This window comes from gamma proteobacterium symbiont of Scutellera amethystina, assembly GCF_059730845.1.
The window spans coordinates 258,859-276,117 of sequence record NZ_AP035936.1; the positions used below are offsets into that span (position 1 = coordinate 258,859).

The window sequence follows — 17,259 nt, forward strand, 5'->3', positions numbered from 1 at the left end:
TCAGTGCGTGCCGGCCTGGGCGGATGTGGTTTGCTGACGCAACGAGGCTTCCATCCTGTCCACCAGCGTTAGCGCTTCCCGTAAATGCAGCAGGATAATTTCCCTGTCTTCCTGCATTTCCGCCAGCTCTTCCAGCATTTCGCACTGCTCCGTCAGCTGACGGATGCCGGTGACGCGCAGCGATCCGGTGATGCGATGAAACAGGCTGGCGGCAGCCGCGAGATCGCCGCTTTGCACCACGTCAATTGCCTGCGTCAGATCGGTGCGTGCTTCATTAATCACGATGTCGAGAAAATCCGCGATCGCGCCGGGGCTGTTGGGCATATATTTCTCGATTTCGGCAATATCCACCCAGTCAGAAAAATCATCACCGACCGACAGCGTGCTGGCGCTGTGAATCTGGCTCAGAATCGTGGTTAACTGCGCCAGCTTAACCGGCCGGAACACGCACTCGTTCATGCCCGCTTCGAGGCAGCGCTGGCGCTCGGACTGCTGCGCGTTGGCGGTGATACCGATGATGTAGGTGTGTTTATCTTCCCGGCGGATGTTGCGCGTCATGTCCAGACCGTTCATTACCGGCATATTGCAATCGGTAATGATCACGTCCGGCTTCTGCTGCCGCCACTGCGCCAGGCCTTCTTCACCGTTGTTCGCTTCGCGGAAACTATGACCTAACAGCGTCAGCTGACGCGAAATCAGCAGGCGGTTGGCCGGATGATCGTCAATGATCAGCACATTCAGCGCGACCTGCGGCGCAGCGGGCAACGGTTCCGCGACCGGAGACGGCAGCGGGGTAGCGATATCACGCACGCTGACCGGCACGGCGACGTTGAGCACGGTGCCGACGCCGGGTTCGCTCTCCAGAGAAATGCTGCCGCCCATCAGGCGGGTAATCTCCTGGCAGATAAACAGGCCCAGTCCGGTGCCAGCGTTATCCGACAGGCCCGCCTGTTCGAACGGGCGGAACAGCGCATTTTGCGCCGCTTTATCGATGCCGCGTCCGGTATCGGCCACCTGGATCCGCAGCTCGGTATGGCTCTCCAGCGGCGTCAGACCCACCGTCACCTTCACTTCACCCTGATCGGTGAACTTGACGGCGTTACCGACCAGGTTAGACAGCACCTGGCGTACGCGACTGGCATCGCAAAACAGATCGTCATCGCCGACCGGCAGCATCAGGTTCAGGTTGATGCCTTTTTGCCGCGCCAGGCCGTCGAAGGCACAGATCACCGGGCGCACCAGCGCATGCAGGCTGACCCACTGCGGCTGCAGCGTCATGCGTCCCGACTCAATTTTCGCCATATCCAGAATATCACCGACGATATCCATCAGGCTGACCGCCGCTTCGTGCGCTACGCGAATCAGTTCGGTATCGGCGCGGCCTTCCTGCGTCTGCAGTTCCAGCAAGCCAATCACCGCGCTGAGCGGCGTGCGAATTTCATGGCTCATGGTGGCGAGGAAGTCGCTTTTGCTCTGGCTGGCCAGCTCAGTGGCTTCGCGCGCCAGCGAAAGATCTTCCAGCAATTGCAGGTAGTCGGTGACGTCCTGCCAGCCGCAAATCAGCCCGCCGCTGCCGACTTCATCGCCGGTGTACGACGTCATCCAGTGACGGATATGGCGCTTCTGCCGCCCGTCATCGATAACAAATTCCGCCTCTTCCGGAATGTCGCCAGGCTGGATGTTTTTGTCGATCTGCTGCCATACGTGATAGAGCGGATGGCGACAGTCATACAGCGAATAGCCCAGATGGGTTTGCTCTTCCGGAGTGAAAAACTGGGTAAACGCCGGATTGGTGTGCACGATCATCCCATCCAGCGAGGCCACATAAAACGGCCGCGGCGGACCATTGATTAGGCGATCGCGCAGCTGAATTTCCTGGCGCAGCAGCGCTTTGGTGCGTCGCGTGCGTTTGACCTGCCGCATCAGCAACACTGCCCAGACAAAGGTGACGGCGATGATGGTGGCTGCGCCCAGCGCGCCGACATAAAATTCTTTGCGGTACAGCTTCCAGGTGTCGAAATGCGCGGCGGGCGTGGCCTGCCAGTGGGTTAATACATCGGTCATCATGCCAGCCGGAATCGCTGCCAGCGCTTTGTTCATGATGTCCTGCAGTTCCGGCTCGCTGCGGCTGATGCCAAAGGCGATAGCCGCTTCCTGCGCCGGTTTCAGCTCGGTTAAGCGAAGTTTGCCGGGATACAGACCTTCGGAGAGATAGCGCGCGCCCACCAGCGTATTAATGGTGGCGTCGGTTTGCCCATCCGCCACCCACTGCATCGCCAGGCTGGGATTGCCAACATAATCGACTGACACATCAGGATATTTTTTCAGGAACCAGTGGGAGGCATCCTGCTCGCGCACCAGCGCGGCGCGTTTTGGCGGTGCATCCTGCGCGGCGGTGTTGGTCACCAGCACTTCCGGCGTGAACATAAACGGTGTGGTCATCAAAAAGTCACGGCTGCGCTGCTGGCTCCAGATCAGCGGTGCGGCAATCGTCACATCGCCGCGTTTCATCCGCGCGGTCAGATCGCGACTGTCGCTGATCTCAACAAAGTTGAAGCTCAGCCCGGTGCGCATTTCAATCAGGTTGAGTAACTCCGGCACGATGCCGGTGATTTCGCCCTGCGCGTTTTTGATAAAGAACGGTGCCACCAGGTCCGTGACCGCCATGTTGATTTGGCTGTGCGTCTGCAGCCAGGCCTGCTCGGTGGGCGTCAGTGCCAGCGGCGTGGTGACAAAACGCGTGATATTAGCGATATCCCAGCGTGCGGCAATGATCTCACCGGCCGCGTGGCGCTGCAGGGCGTCAAATGCAATGCGCATCGCCCGCGCCAGCACGTGTTCTTTGCTGTTGACCACAAAGCGATACGGCGAACTGAGATCGGGCAGAATGTGATCGATGGTTAGCGTATTCAGATAGTTGCGTTCAATCAGGTAATAGGCTTCCACCGCCGGCACATCGGCATAGGGCAGGGTGCCCATCGCGACCTGCGGCAGCTGGCTGTAAGGAGATGTTATCGCCGGGCCGGGTAAAAACTCCTGACCGGCCAGCGGGTTACTGCTGCTGCGCACCACCCGAACCGGACTGGCTTTCAGCGCGGTTACGCTGATGGTGTCGTTAACATGCGCCGGGACCGCTTCACCGGCCGGCACAAATATCATATCCAGCTCTTCGCGCGCCAGCGCGGCAAAGGCTTCGGGCGCGGTGTCGTAATGTTTGACGCGAAAACTGATACCCAGGCTGTGCAGCGCAGCGTAAGCCGCATCGGGAATGTAGCCAAACACTCTTCCCTCAGGATTGGTGCGCAACATCGGTGGCCGATCCGGCCCATAGATGCCAATCACGCTGTCGCGCTTTTGTCCCAGCCAGTGCCAGTCGCTGTCATTGAGCATCGGCGCGGGCATCGTCGGCAAATCGTTGGGCTGATAGTTAAGCTGCTGCACCGCCGCGCGCAGTGGGGCGACCAGCAGCAGCGCGCAGCACAGCGTGCACAGGGAAAAAAGTCGCATCAGTTAATCTGGTTCCGGCGAGTGAAATCGAGTAAATCCTTTTGATTTTTCAGCGATAACTTTTCCATCAGTCTGGCTTTATAGGTGCTGACCGTTTTATTGCTGAGTTTCATGCGGCTGGCGATTTTAACAATCTCGGTGCCTTCGCCGAGATAGCGCAACACTTCATATTCGCGGTGCGATAACAGCAATAGCTTGTCGCTATCCTGCACCATCTGATCGCTCTCCGCCTGATGACTCAGGCGCAGCGGGAAAAAACTATAGCCGGAAAGCACCGCGTCAACGGCTTGTGCCAGGTCGTTCAGATTGTTCTTTTTACTGATAAAACCATTGGCACCGGCTTTTTTACTCTTATAGGCGTAAAATTCCGCGTTTTTCCCGCTCATGACAATCACCGGAATTAATGAGCCCGCGGTGCGAAGATTCCTGACCGCTTCAATACCATCAATGCCGGGCAGATCTATATCAATAATTGCCGCATCGGCGCCATTCTCTTTGACCAGGCTAAATATATTGTCGCCATCAACAGCCTCTGCTGAAACACGATGCCCGGCATTTTCCAGCACCAGTCTTATCGCCACGCGCACAATGGGATGATCATCAACAATAACAAAGTTAGCCATACGCACTGCCTTTCTCTTAATTAAACTGAGTACGCTCGTTCAAAAGCACACTTATATAATGTCATCTTAATCAACTCAAGATCATTCTGTACATGGGCATTTATTTTTAAATGTAGTCCATAACTTACAGCTGATTACTGGCTGTCTTATTTACAACGATAAAATCTCGCCTGCGACTTTTCTGCTTAGCATAAAGATTATTCACTAAGGATAAACGGCGCGAATTTATTAAACTTAAGTGCTGAAGATTAAAGGTTCGTAAGTTTTTAAAAAGTTAACATGGCAACAGAGGGTGGCAAGGTTAGCGCTTTAATAACAGCGACTTACCGTAACCCTTTAAATGTTTGATGTTATGGGTAAGTTATGAGATCTGCATCAGATGAATTATTTGATAAATAAATTAGCCGTTGTTGTTGTATTTAGGTGAAAAGCCGGACGTGCAGTAATTCGGGTAAATGAATAAACGCTGAATTAACCACGCTGCATTGCAGGTTGCAAAGGGAGACGTGGCGTTTATTCTCTGCGCACTCAGGTTGCGCTGATGCATTGTTTTTGAATTATTTAAATTTCAAGGTGAGTAAACCTGTAGTCCTCAGCCTACAGCGTAACCTGATGGTTTTTATTTGTCTGGCGATTGGTTTTGAGACAGGTCTTAAAGAGGTCAAGACCTGTCTCAACGTTAGAATTCAGCCCAATCCCGTAGCTTTAATTATTTTGCGGCATCAGGTGGAGGAGAAAATTCTTATCGCATCGCCGCCGTTTAAACCGTTAGGTCGTATCCGTCCGGGTTCGACATAATCAGAATCAGGAAAAAGCATGAACAAAAATTATCGTGTTATCTGGAATTATGCCCAGCAATGTTATGTCGTGGCCTCGGAACTGGCGCGCGGCAAAGTGAAGTCTTCCTGCTCTGGTGCAGCGACAAATAAATCATCACTGATTATTGGCGCGCTGGGCTCGGCGCTGCTGCTGGCCGGTTCACCGGCGGCGCTGGCCTCTTCTCATGGCGCAATGGTAAACGGCCCTGAGGATAAGCTGGAACTGAGCAACCAGACGCTGCAGGCGACCGGTAACGATCGTTATGGGCTGCTGGTGCAGAATGGCGGGCAGGCCAGCGCCACGGATGTCATCGTGCTCAATGATGGCAATAACGGCTACGGTGTATTCTCCACCCTTGCGTCTTCTGCGATTGAGATGACGCGCGGCAGCGTGCAAACCACGGGCGATGGCGGCTACGGCGTGGTCGCCAGCCTGACCGGCACATTAAAACTTGATGGCACCCGTGTAGAAACCAGCGGAAAAACCGCCTACGGCGCCTACGCTTCTTCGGCCGGTATCATTAACAGCCAGAACGCAGACTATATAACGCACGGCGACAGTGCCTATGGTGTTTATTCGCGCGCTGCGGGTTCGCTGATCGATATCACAGGCGGCAGCGTCACCACCAGTGGCACCAAGGCTTATGGTTTGGTGGCGGGTTCCGGCGGCAGCCTGACTGCGGATGGCGTAAATGTGGTCACCCATGGCGACCAGTCCTTTGGTGTTTTTGCTAACCTGGCCGGGACAGAAGTTACGCTGGCAGGCGGAGCAGTAACGACCAGCGGTACCAATGCCTACGGTCTGGCAGCGATTTCCGGTGGCAAACTCAACGCCAGCGGCGTGCAGGTTGCGACCGGCGGGCAGGATGCCCACGGTCTGTACGTCGGTGGCTCGGGGACGATGACCGCCTCAGATGCCCACGTCAGCACCTCTGGCCGGAATGCACATGGCGGCTACGCCAGCGGCGAGGGCTCTGTGCTCAACGTGGACAATAGTACATTTGTGGTTACTGGCGCCGGTGCTAATGGCCTGCTTGCAGATCCAAAATCGACGCTGAATGCGTCGAACTCTGAAATAGAAGTTACCGGCAGTGGTTCAGGCGTGGCCGCCAATGGTTCCGGAACGGTGCTGAGTCTCTCTGACAGCCGGATAAAAGTCGGTCAGCAGGGCGGATATGCAGCGTTTAGCTATGACAACAGTACTATAAATCTGAAGAACGTAGATATTGTCACTGATGCAAACAATTCAGCGCTGTTATCAGCATTTTCAGGCGATATCAATGCCGAAAATGTTTCTGTACAGGCACGCAGCGGTGGTTTCGGAATTCTGGTGCAGGATGGAAGTACATTCACCGGGCAGAATATCACCATTGATAAAAGTGGTATCGATAAAGATGGCTTTAACGCCGCGCTCAACATCCAGAATGTGTATAACCCGGACCTAATCAATTACCTTAATCTGGCTGATTCGAATATTAATATTACAGGCGAAAATGCCACCGGCATTCTTTCTCAGAGCCAGGCCATGCTGGCGGACACTAAACTCGCCAATACCCGCGTCACCGCCACCGGCGGCACCGCCGTCAATGTGCTGACCGGCACCAGCATGAACATCGACGCTAATAATTCGGTGCTGAGCGGCAGCACGCTGCTGAAAACCGGCTATAACACAGCAGAAGGTTCAACCGCCGGGTCAGTGGTACTGAACGGCAGCAACCACTCGCTGTTCATCGGTGACGTGGACATCGACCGCAGCCAGACGCAGGACAGCCAGATCAACCTGAGCGGCAGCTCGGTGTGGACCGGTGCGTCATCCGGCCTCAATACGCTGACGCTGAACGACAACAGCCAGTGGAACATCATGGACAACAGCAGCGTGGATGCGCTGACCGCGAACAACAGCGTGATCAACGTGGCGCACAATACCGCGAACTTCACGGTGCTGACCGTCAACGGCAACTACACGGCGGACAATGCCACGCTGGTGATGAACGCGGCGCTGGGCGGCGACACCTCGGCCACCGACCGGCTGCACGTGCTGGGCGACGTCAATGGCAACACCGACGTGGTGGTGAACAACGCCGGCGGCAGCGGCGCGCAGACCATTCAGGGCCTGCAACTGATTCAGGTGGACGGCGCGACCAACGGCGAATTCCGTCAGAAAGGGCGTATTGTCGCCGGTGCCTATGACTACAACCTGGTAAAAGGCGCGGATCAGCACGGCTGGTATCTGGTGAGCGACAAAAACGGCAGCGAAACCGATCCGGTTAACACCGATCCGGTGACCGCACCGGGCGAAGGCACCGGCGGTGACATCATCGCGCCGCCGGCGGAGCTGCACAATATGATCGTGCGCCCGGAAGCGGCGAGCTACAGCGCCAACCTCGCGGCGGCCAACACGCTGTTCGCCACCAGCATGGACGATCGCCCGGGCGTCACGCAGTACACGGACGCGAACGGCCGGCAGCAGCACACCCGCCTGTGGCTGCGCAACAGCGGCGGTCACAACCATCAGAAAGACAGCAGCGGCCAGCTGAAAACCGACACCAACCGCTATGCTATCCAGCTGGGCGGTGACCTGGCAACCGGCACGCTGCACGGCGCGGACAGCCTGCGCCTCGGCGCGATGGCCGGCTACGGCAACGCGCAGAGCAAATCGCGCTCGGCGGTGAGCGGCTATCAGTCGCGCGGTCAGGTGCACGGCTACAACCTGGGCATTTACGGCACCTGGCAGCAGAACGCGGCGGCGCGCAGCGGCGCGTTTATCGACAGCACGCTGAGCTACGGCTGGTTCGACAACAGCATCAAGGGCGAGGACATCGGCGAGGAGTCCTACAAGTCGAAGGGCATCCTGGCGTCGCTCGCCGGCGGCTACAGCGCCGAAGTGGCGACGCTCTCCGAGTCGACCGGCTTCTGGCTGCGTCCGCAGGCGATGCTGAACTGGCAGGGCGTGAAGGGCGATGACCTGACGGAAGGCAATGGCACCCGCGTACGCGGCACCGGTGAAAATAACCTGCAGAGCCACGTCGGCGTGCGCGCCTCACTGCGCTCCGGGCTGGAGCAGGGGCGCAGCGTGGAGCCGTACGTCGAGGCCAGCTGGGTGCACAACACCCGCGCGCTGGGCACCTCAATGAACGGCGTTACCATCCATCAGGCCGGCACGCGCAACGCCGGTGAGCTGAAGCTGGGCGTCGATGCCACGCTGAATGCCAACGTCAACCTGTGGGGCGGCGTAGCGCAGCAGCTGAGCAGCCACAGCTACAGCGACACCAGCGCCATCGCCGGCGTGAAGGTCAGCTTCTGATGCTCAACGGCTCCCGCAACGGGGGCCGTTTTTTTATGCCCGCCCGCGTTCTCCGCTTTTGTTTACTGCTCACCTGACGTGTTAACACAGAATTAATTGATCTGGAACATAGCGCGGCGACTTACTTTTTGTAGTCCTGCGACTACAGCCGTATGCCGGTGCTCTCATATTCACCCTTCCGCGATTTTGCGAATATTTTCCCATCAGCCGCTCTGGCAGAGATTAATTAAGGCCGGTAAGACAGCGCATCACCGTAAATAGCGTGATGGCTGTGTATTCCGCGCCTGCCCGTTAATAACCGCTTATTCCGCTTATTGCCGGAAGGGATTGCTTTAACCTGAATCAGGAAAAGAATATGAACAAGAGCTATCGCGTTATCTGGAATTATGCCCTGCAATGTTATGTCGTCACCTCGGAACTGGCGCGCGGCAAAGTCAAATCATCCTGCTCCGGTAAAGCGGCGAATAAATCAGCACTGATCGGCGGCGCGCTGGGCTCGGCGCTGCTGCTGGCCGGTTCACCGGCGGCGCTGGCGGCCAACGGTGCCACCATCAGCGATCCGGCGCAGCCGGTTGAACTGAATAATCAGACGCTGCAGGCGACCGGTGACAAAGCTTATGGACTACTGGTGCAGAATGGCGGCAAGGCAAGCGCCACCGACGTGACGGTGCTGAATGCCGGCACCAGCGGCTACGGTGTGTTTTCCACCGTCGGCGCTGCCTCTGCGGAGATGACGCGCGGCAACGTGACCACTACCGGTACCGGCGGCTACGGCGTCGTGGCCAGCCTGACCGGCGCTGTGAAGACCAACGGCACAAAGGTGGAAACTTCCGGCCAGACCGCCCACGCCGCGTATGCCTCTTCAGCAGGTATCATCAACAGCACTGACACCGACTATGTCACTCACGGCGACGGCGCGTATGGTGCTTATTCGCGCGCGGCGGGTTCGCTGATCGATTTAACCGGCGGCAGCGTTACTACCGACGGTACCAGGGCCTACGGTCTGGTGGCGGGATCTGGCGGCCTACTCAATGCCAGCGATGTGCAGGTGAACACCAGCGGCGACCAGTCTTATGCTGTGATGGTCGCTGACAAAGGTAGTGAACTGACGATGACGGGCGGCAACGTGACCACGACCGGGATGAAAGCCTACGGCCTGGCCGCGGGTTCCGGCAGCAAGCTCAGTGCCAGCGGCGTACGGGTGAGAACCAGCGGTGACCAGTCGAATGGCGTGACCGCTAACAATACCGGTACTAAAGTGAACCTGGAGAACAGTACGTTCACAACCGCCGGAGCCAGCGCGATTGGTCTGTATGCCGGCAGCGCTTCAGCTTTAAACGCCAGCAATGTGCAGGTTAGCACCAATGGCGACCATGCTTATGGTGTATATACCGCGAGCGGCGCACATCTTGATGTTTCAGGAGCAGAAATCACGACCTCCGGCCAAAATGCTGATGCTGTCTATGTAAGCGGTGAGGGTTCGCAGTTAAATATCGATAACACGACCATAGCTGCCAGTGGTGGCGGAGCCAATGGTCTTAAAGCTGATGGGAAATCAACGCTTACTGCCGCTAACACTAATATTACAGTCACTGGCAGCGGCTCAGGTATCTCTGCGTCCGCAGACGGTACAGAACTGAACCTGACAGACAGCCGCATTGAGATGGGGCATGAAGCCGGATATGTAGCTTATGTCACGTACGGCAGCATTGCTAATCTCAGGAATGTTGAGATTGTTACTGATGCTAGTAAATCAGCGCTGCTTACCGCATTTTCTGCCACGACCAATGCGAGCGATGTTTCCGTAGTGGCTCGCGGCGGTGGCTATGGCATCCTTGTACAGGATGGCAGCACATTCACGGGAAATAACATCACTATTAATAAAAGCGGTATCGATGCCGAAAGGTATAACGCCGCTATCAGCTTGCAGAATAATTATATTTTTGATTTAACCAATGCCTTGTCATTAACTAATTCAAATATCAGGGTTTCCGGCGAGAATGCTACAGGTATTCTCTCCCCGACGCAGGCCACGCTGGCGGATATTAAACTGGCGAATACCGCTATCACCGCCACCGGCGGCACCGCCGTTAACGTGCTGACCGGCACCAGCATGAAAATCGACGCCGACAACTCGCTGCTGAGCGGCAGCACGTTGCTGAAAACCGGCTATAACACAGCAGAAGGTTCGACCGCCGGCTCGGTGGTGCTGAACGGCAGCAACCACTCGCTGTTTGAAGGCAACGTAGACATTGACCGCAGCCAGACCACCGACAGCCAGATCAACCTGAGCGGCAGCTCGGCGTGGACCGGTGCGTCTTCCGGCCTGAATACGCTGACGCTCAGCGACAACAGCCAGTGGAACATCACCGGCAACAGCAGCGTCGATACGCTCAACGCCAGCAACAGTACGCTGAACTTCACCCACGACGGCGCCGGCTTCAGCACCCTGACGGTCAACGGCAACTACAGCGGCGACAACAGCACGCTGGTGATGAACGCGGCGCTGGGCGACGACCACTCCGCCAGCGATAAGCTGCACATCCTCGGCGACAGCAGCGGCAGCACCGACGTGGTGGTCAACAACGCCGGTGGCAGCGGTGCGCAGACCCTTCAGGGCCTGAACATCATTCAGGTGGATGGCGCTAACAACGGCGAGTTCCGTCAGAAAGGGCGTATTGTCGCCGGTGCCTATGATTACAGCCTGGTGAAGGGCGCGGATCAGCACGGCTGGTATCTGGTGAGCGATAAAAACAGCAGCGAACCCGATCCGGTGGTGACGCCGGGCGAAGGTGAGGGCGGCCAGATCGTCGAGCCGCCGGTAAATCAGCACAACATGATCGTGCGTCCGGAAGCGGCGAGCTACAGCGCCAACCTGGCGGCGGCCAACACGCTGTTTACCACCAGCATGGACGACCGTCCGGCGGAAACCTTCTACACCGACGCCAGCGGCCAGCAGCAGAGCACGCGCCTGTGGCTGCACAACAGCGCCGGCCACAGCCGGGTGACAGACAGCAGCGGCCAGCTGAAGTCAGACACCAACCGCTACGCCATTCAGCTGGGCGGCGACGTGGCGAGCGGCACGCTGAGCGGCAGCGACAGCCTGCGCCTCGGCGCGATGGCCGGCTACGGCAACGCGCAGAGCAAGTCGCGCTCGGCGGTGAGCGGCTACCAGTCACGTGGCCAGGTTAACGGCTACAGCCTGGGCGTGTACGGTAGCTGGCAGCAGAATGCGGCAGAGCAGAGCGGCGCGTTCGTCGACAGCGCGCTGAGCTACGGCTGGTTCAACAACAGCGTGAAGGGCGATGACATCGGCCAGCAGTCGTATAAATCCAAAGGCATCAGCGCGTCGCTGGCCGGCGGCTACCGCGCCGAAGTGGCAACGCTGAGCGACAGCACCAGCCTGTGGCTGCGTCCGCAGGCGCAGCTGAACTGGCAGGGCGTGAAGGCGGACGACGTGAAAGAGCAGAACGGCAGCCGCGTGCAGGCCACCGGCCAGGACAACCTGCAGAGCCGCCTCGGCGTGCGCGCCTCGCTGCGCACGCTGCTGGACCCGCAGGCGCAGAGCGCCATCGAGCCGTACGCCGAGGCCAACTGGCTGCACAACAGCAGGGCGTTCGGCACCGCGCTGAACGGCGTGAACATCCAGCAGGCGGGCACGCGTAACGCCGCCGAGGTGAAGCTGGGCGTGGACGCGCGGCTGAACGCGAACGTCAATCTGTGGGGCGGCGTGGCGCAGCAGCTGGGCAATCACAGCTACAGCGACACCAGCGCGGTGGCGGGCGTGAAAGTCAGCTTCTGATAAGTGACATATAATAGAACCGGTGGGGCGTGTCGCCTCACCGGTTTTTTTGTATCTGCAATGCGGAGGTCAGGTGTCATCATCCGTGCAACCCGAGTCCGGCCAGCCGATCATCCTTTATGATGGACAATGCAAGCTGTGCAATGCCTGGGTGATTTTTCTGCTGCGCCACCGCCTGCCGCGCGATTATCACTTTGCAGCGATCCAGAGCCAGCGCGGCAAACAGCTGCTGCAGCGCGCCGGATTACCGCACGATAACATCCGCACCATCGTGTTACTGCGCGATGGGCAGCACTGGCTGCGCGCGCAGGCTATCTGTCGCATTATGCACTCGCTGCCCTGGCCGTGGCGCGCCTGCGGCGTTCTGCGTTATCTGCCGGACGGGCTCACTAATCTGATCTACAACCTGATTGCCCGCAATCGCTATCGCCTGTTTGGCCGTTATGACCAGGTGCACGCGATTGAAGCAGATTATCCCGGACGATTTCTGACCGACTAAAGACTGACGCGCCGGCCCTGCGCATCAATCACCACCTCACCATCCTCTTTAGTAAACGGACCGCGCTGCGCATCGGGCAGGATATCCAGCACCTGCTCAGAAGGACGGCACAGACGCGTTCCCAGTGGCGTCACCACAATCGGGCGGTTGATGAGAATCGGCTGCGCCAGCATGGCATCCAGCAGTTGCTCATCGCTCAGCGCTTCACGTGCGGGCCCCAGCGCCTGCCAGGCGTCGGTGTTTTGGCGCACCAGCGCGCGCAGGCCAATCCCCATGGCGTCGATCAATTGCTGCAACGTTTCACGCGTGGGCGGCGTAACCAGATAAAGCACAATGGTGGGCTCGACGCCGCTGTTGCGAATCAGTGCCAGCGTATTGCGCGAGGTGCCGCAGTCCGGGTTGTGATAGATCGTAATGTTAGTCATTGTCAGTCTCTTAACGGTCAAAGGGAAAGGCGCAGCGCCAGCGCTGCCAGCGTCACGGCCAGCACCGGTAACGTCAGGGTGATGCCGACGCGAAAATAGTAGCCCCAGCTGATGCGAATCTCTTTTTGCGCCAGCACGTGCAGCCACAGCAGCGTTGCCAGACTGCCAATCGGCGTGATTTTCGGGCCCAGATCGCAGCCGATAATGTTGGCGTAAATCATCGCCTCGCGCACCACGCCGTGCGCCGAGCTGGCATCAATCGCCAGGGCGCCCACCAGCACCGTCGGCATATTGTTCATGATGGAGGAGAGCAGGGCGCTGAAGAAGCCCGTGGCAAACGTTGCGCCCCACAGGCCGGTCGCAGAAAAACTATTCAGCAAGCCGGTAAGCCAGACGGTTAGCCCGGCGTTGCGCAAACCATACACCACCAGATACATGCCGAGCGAAAACACCACAATCTGCCACGGCGCGCTGCGCAGCACCTTACGCGTATCAATCACCTGACCCCGCCGCGCCACCAGCCACAGCATCAGTGCACCTGCGGCGGCCACGGCACTTACCGGTACGCCCAGCGGCTCAAGGGCAAAAAAGCCAGCCAGCAATAAGAGCAGCACCAGCCATCCCGCGCGGAAAGTAGCTCGATCCCGAATTGCCGCCGCGGGCGACGTCAGCCGGGCGCAATCGTAGCTGAGCGGTAGCTCTTTGCGGAAAAACAGATGCAGCATCAGCAATGTCGCCAGTACTGCCGCGAGCGTGACCGGCACCATCACGGCGGCGTAATCGCCAAAGCCGAGCCGGAAATAGTCGGCCGAGACGATGTTAACCAGATTGGACACCACCAGCGGCAGGCTGGCGGTATCGGCGATGAACCCGGCCGCCATGACAAACGCCAGCGTGGCCCCCCGGCTGAAACCCAGCGCCAGCAGCATCGCGATCACGATAGGCGTCAGAATCAGCGCGGCGCCGTCATTGGCAAACAGCGCGGCGACTGCGGCACCCAGCAGGATAATAAAGGAGAACAATTTTTTACCGCTGCCACCGCCCCAGCGCGCCACGTGCAGCGCCGCCCAGGCAAAAAAGCCGGCCTCATCAAGCAGCAGGCTAATGATGATCACCGCAATAAAGGTGGCGGTGGCGTTCCAGACAATCTGCCACACCGCCGGGATATCGCCGGGATGCACCACGCCCGTCAGCAGCGCCAGAAGCGCGCCGGCGCTGGCGCTCCAGCCAATGCCCAGCCCGCGCGGTTGCCAGATCACCAGCAATAAAGTAATGGCGAAAATAGTCCCTGACAGCAGCATGTTTCCTCCGGAAAGTCAGGTTGTGTTCGTTTCATATATGGAAAATCGAATATGTATGGATAAAATTTTTTACAGACACACCGCCCGGCCATCGGTGGTCAGCTGGTCGCGCTGCACCGGCAGCAGCAGGGCATGGGTCGCATCGCGCTGACATTGCCATGCCTGTTCGATCACCGTCGCTGCCCACACCGGCATATGCGGCGATAGGCGATAGTGGATCCACTTGCCGTCACGGCGATCGCTCAGCAAACCGCTGTTGCGTAACAGCGCCAGATGGCGGGAAATCTTCGGCTGCGGCAGTTGCAGGATGGCAGACAGCTCGCACACGCACAGCTCCTGACGTTCTTTCAGCAACAGCACCAGCGTCAGACGCGTCTCGTCGGAAAGGTTTTTAAACAGCTGCAGTGGCGTTAGCGGCGACATAATCCCTCCTGAATGGAAAGCCGATAGTGTCGTGCGGCGACGTGATGAAGTCAACTACATATGCGAAAAAAGAGATGTGTTAATTCTGTGATGCGCCAGGCTCACGGTGGGCGGCTTGAAGCTGGTCACAAATCTGTATTGTAGTGCCCGCAGGTCTGAGCGGAGTAAAAACGCGGCTGGCTTTGTTAACTCATTGTTAATATTGAGGGTGGCCCGTTGCCGGCAGCGATTAATGCGCCGCACGCATCACGCCATGCGTTTATTGCGCTTATTAACCTTAACGTTCTGATCCAGTCTTCCGAAGCAGGCGCGATTGATAACAGCGCCAGGGACAAACTGGAGATACTTATGCATTCCTCTGCCTTACCGATGACCACCCGAGCCCGGGTTGGCGCTATTTTCCGCGTCACCTCCGGCAACTTCCTCGAACAGTTTGATTTCTTTCTGTTCGGTTTCTATGCCACCTATATCGCGCACACCTTTTTCCCCGCCAGCAGCGAATTCGCGTCGCTGATGATGACCTTTGCGGTGTTCGGTGCCGGCTTCCTGATGCGGCCGATTGGCGCGATTGTGCTGGGCGCTTATATCGATAAGGTTGGCCGGCGCAAAGGGCTGATCGTCACGCTGTCGATCATGGCGGCGGGCACCTTCCTGATTGTGCTGATCCCGTCGTACCAGTCGATTGGCCTGTGGGCGCCGCTGCTGGTGCTGATTGGTCGTCTGTTGCAGGGCTTCTCGGCCGGGGCTGAACTGGGTGGCGTGTCGGTTTATCTGGCAGAGATTGCCACGCCAGGGCGCAAAGGTTTCTACACCAGCTGGCAATCCGGCAGTCAGCAGGTTGCCATCATGGTCGCGGCCGCAATGGGCTTCGCGCTCAATGCTGCGCTGGAGCAGAGCGCCATAAGCGCCTGGGGCTGGCGTATTCCGTTCCTGTTTGGCTGCCTGATCGTGCCGTTTATCTTTATTCTGCGCCGCCGTCTGGAGGAGACGCAGGAGTTCAGCGCGCGCCGTCATCATCTGGATATGCGTCAGGTATTTAGCACGCTGTTGCAGAACTGGCCAGTGGTGATTGCCGGGATGCTGATGGTGGCGATGACCACCACCGCGTTCTACCTCATTACCGTCTATGCGCCTACTTTCGGCAAAAAAGTGCTGATGCTGAGCGCCTCGGACAGCCTGCTGGTGACGCTGCTGGTGGCGATCTCCAACTTTATCTGGCTGCCAATTGGCGGTGCGCTGTCGGACCGCTTTGGGCGTAAACCGGTGCTGCTGGCGATGACGCTGCTGGCGCTGGCGACCGCCTATCCGGCACTGACGCTGCTGGCGCAGACGCCGACCTTCAGCATGATGCTGAGCGTGCTGCTGTGGCTGTCGTTTATTTACGGCCTGTATAACGGTGCGATGATCCCGGCGCTGACCGAAGTGATGCCGGCAGAAGTGCGCGTCGCCGGTTTCTCGCTGGCCTACAGCCTGGCAACGGCGCTGTTTGGCGGCTTCACGCCGGTGGTGTCTACCGCGCTGATCGAATACACCGGCGACAAAGCGTCACCGGGTTACTGGATGAGCTTTGCGGCGATTTGTGCGCTGCTGGCGACGCTGTACCTGTATTGCCGCCGCGCGCTGACGTTGCAAACCGCGCGTTAAGCGTGATGAGACTGTTCGATAATCAGCTTTTCCAGTTCCGCAGCGACGTAAGATTGCATACGTCCGCTGCGGCGAATTAATCCCACCGAACGGGTGACCTGCGGATCGGTCAGCGCCAGCTGGCGCAGCAGCGGATGCCCGTTCGCCGGCATCGACATCGCGGGCACGGCAGCAATGCCGATGCCCGCTTCTACCATCCCCAGCAGCGTCGTGACATGGCGCGTTTCGCAGATGCTTTGCCGGGCGGGCGTAATGTGCGCCAGCGCGTTGTCCAGCAGATTGCGGTTACCTGACACCTTATCCAGCGCCACATAATCCTGCGCAAAATACTCCTGCCAGCTGAGCTGCTGGCGCGTCGCCAGCGGATGATCGTGGCGACAGGCGGCGACGTAAACATCTTCCACCAGCGGCGTGAAGGTGAGCTCCGACGGAAGATTGCGCGCAAAGCAGATACCGAAATCGGCCTGTCCGCTGCTGACTGCATCCATCACGTTGCCGACGCTGCTGTCTATCAGCTTGATGCGCACGCGCGGGTAACGCGCCTGAAAGCGGCGGATCACCTCCGGCATAAAATAGTAAGCGCCCGAAGGCACGGTAGCGACGGTGATCAGGCCGGTGCGATCCTGGCTGGCGCGCTCGACGTCGGCCAGCATCGATTCGACATTATCCAGCAACTGCTCCGAGCGCTGAGCAAAGTTCTGGCCATACAGCGTTAGCGTGACGCGCCGCGTGGTGCGGTCAAACAGCCGGGTGCCGAGCGCCGCTTCCAGCTTCTCAATTCTGCGGCTGAGCGCTGACTGCGACAGGCAGATCGACTCCGCCGCCAGACGAAAGTTGCCGTACTCCACCAGCGCGCGGAAGGCGTAGAGATCGTTGAGGTCAAAATTGACGGGCATAACCGCGACTATCCTGC

Annotated in this window: 10 protein-coding genes; 4 read left to right on the forward strand and 6 right to left on the reverse strand. The window is 58.4% G+C overall.

The window, feature by feature from the left end:
• Window positions 1-3,507 (reverse strand): response regulator, encoded by a 3,507-nt coding sequence (locus AC6I79_RS21275; RefSeq protein WP_104187260.1) that lies wholly within the window; start codon window positions 3,505-3,507, stop codon window positions 1-3.
• Window positions 3,507-4,130, reverse strand: coding sequence for a response regulator (locus tag AC6I79_RS21280; protein ID WP_498027871.1), 624 nt, complete (start codon window positions 4,128-4,130; stop codon window positions 3,507-3,509). The genes AC6I79_RS21275 and AC6I79_RS21280 overlap by 1 nt, the downstream gene beginning before the upstream one ends.
• Before the next feature lie 816 nt (window positions 4,131-4,946).
• Between AC6I79_RS21280 and AC6I79_RS21285 the strand changes: the two genes are divergently transcribed.
• From AC6I79_RS21285 to AC6I79_RS21295, 3 genes are all read left to right on the forward strand, one after another.
• Window positions 4,947-8,252, forward strand: coding sequence for an autotransporter outer membrane beta-barrel domain-containing protein (locus AC6I79_RS21285; RefSeq protein ID WP_498027872.1), 3,306 nt, complete (start codon window positions 4,947-4,949; stop codon window positions 8,250-8,252).
• 355 nt (window positions 8,253-8,607) lie between these two features.
• Complete coding sequence (locus AC6I79_RS21290; protein ID WP_136547788.1) at window positions 8,608-12,054, forward strand: autotransporter outer membrane beta-barrel domain-containing protein; 3,447 nt, start codon at window positions 8,608-8,610, stop codon at window positions 12,052-12,054.
• A 73-nt stretch (window positions 12,055-12,127) separates the two neighbouring features.
• Window positions 12,128-12,553 (forward strand): thiol-disulfide oxidoreductase DCC family protein, encoded by a 426-nt coding sequence (locus AC6I79_RS21295; protein ID WP_498027873.1) that lies wholly within the window; start codon window positions 12,128-12,130, stop codon window positions 12,551-12,553.
• Here the strand turns inward: AC6I79_RS21295 and arsC are convergent.
• The 3 genes from arsC to AC6I79_RS21310 all read right to left on the reverse strand — a co-directional run bounded on the left by arsC (window position 12,550) and on the right by AC6I79_RS21310 (window position 14,702).
• Window positions 12,550-12,978, reverse strand: a complete 429-nt coding sequence (gene arsC / locus AC6I79_RS21300; RefSeq protein ID WP_136547786.1) for an arsenate reductase (glutaredoxin) — start codon at window positions 12,976-12,978, stop codon at window positions 12,550-12,552. The two genes, AC6I79_RS21295 and arsC, sit on opposite strands and share 4 nt — an antisense overlap.
• 17 nt (window positions 12,979-12,995) lie before the next feature.
• Window positions 12,996-14,279 carry an arsenic transporter gene (locus AC6I79_RS21305; protein WP_498027874.1) on the reverse strand — a complete coding sequence of 428 codons (1,284 nt, stop codon included), beginning with the start codon at window positions 14,277-14,279 and terminating at the stop codon, window positions 12,996-12,998.
• Window positions 14,280-14,348: 69 nt separating this feature from the next.
• Complete coding sequence (locus AC6I79_RS21310) at window positions 14,349-14,702, reverse strand: metalloregulator ArsR/SmtB family transcription factor (protein WP_498027875.1); 354 nt, start codon at window positions 14,700-14,702, stop codon at window positions 14,349-14,351.
• A gap of 348 nt (window positions 14,703-15,050) precedes the next feature.
• Here AC6I79_RS21310 and AC6I79_RS21315 point away from each other — a divergent pair, with 348 nt between their 5' ends.
• Window positions 15,051-16,346 (forward strand): MFS transporter, encoded by a 1,296-nt coding sequence (locus AC6I79_RS21315; protein ID WP_498027876.1) that lies wholly within the window; start codon window positions 15,051-15,053, stop codon window positions 16,344-16,346.
• On the opposite strand, the gene psrA is transcribed toward AC6I79_RS21315, so the two are convergent.
• Window positions 16,343-17,242, reverse strand: coding sequence for an L-proline-binding transcription factor PsrA (gene psrA / locus AC6I79_RS21320; protein WP_059012271.1), 900 nt, complete (start codon window positions 17,240-17,242; stop codon window positions 16,343-16,345). The genes AC6I79_RS21315 and psrA overlap by 4 nt on opposite strands.
• Window positions 17,243-17,259: the final 17 nt, after the last annotated feature.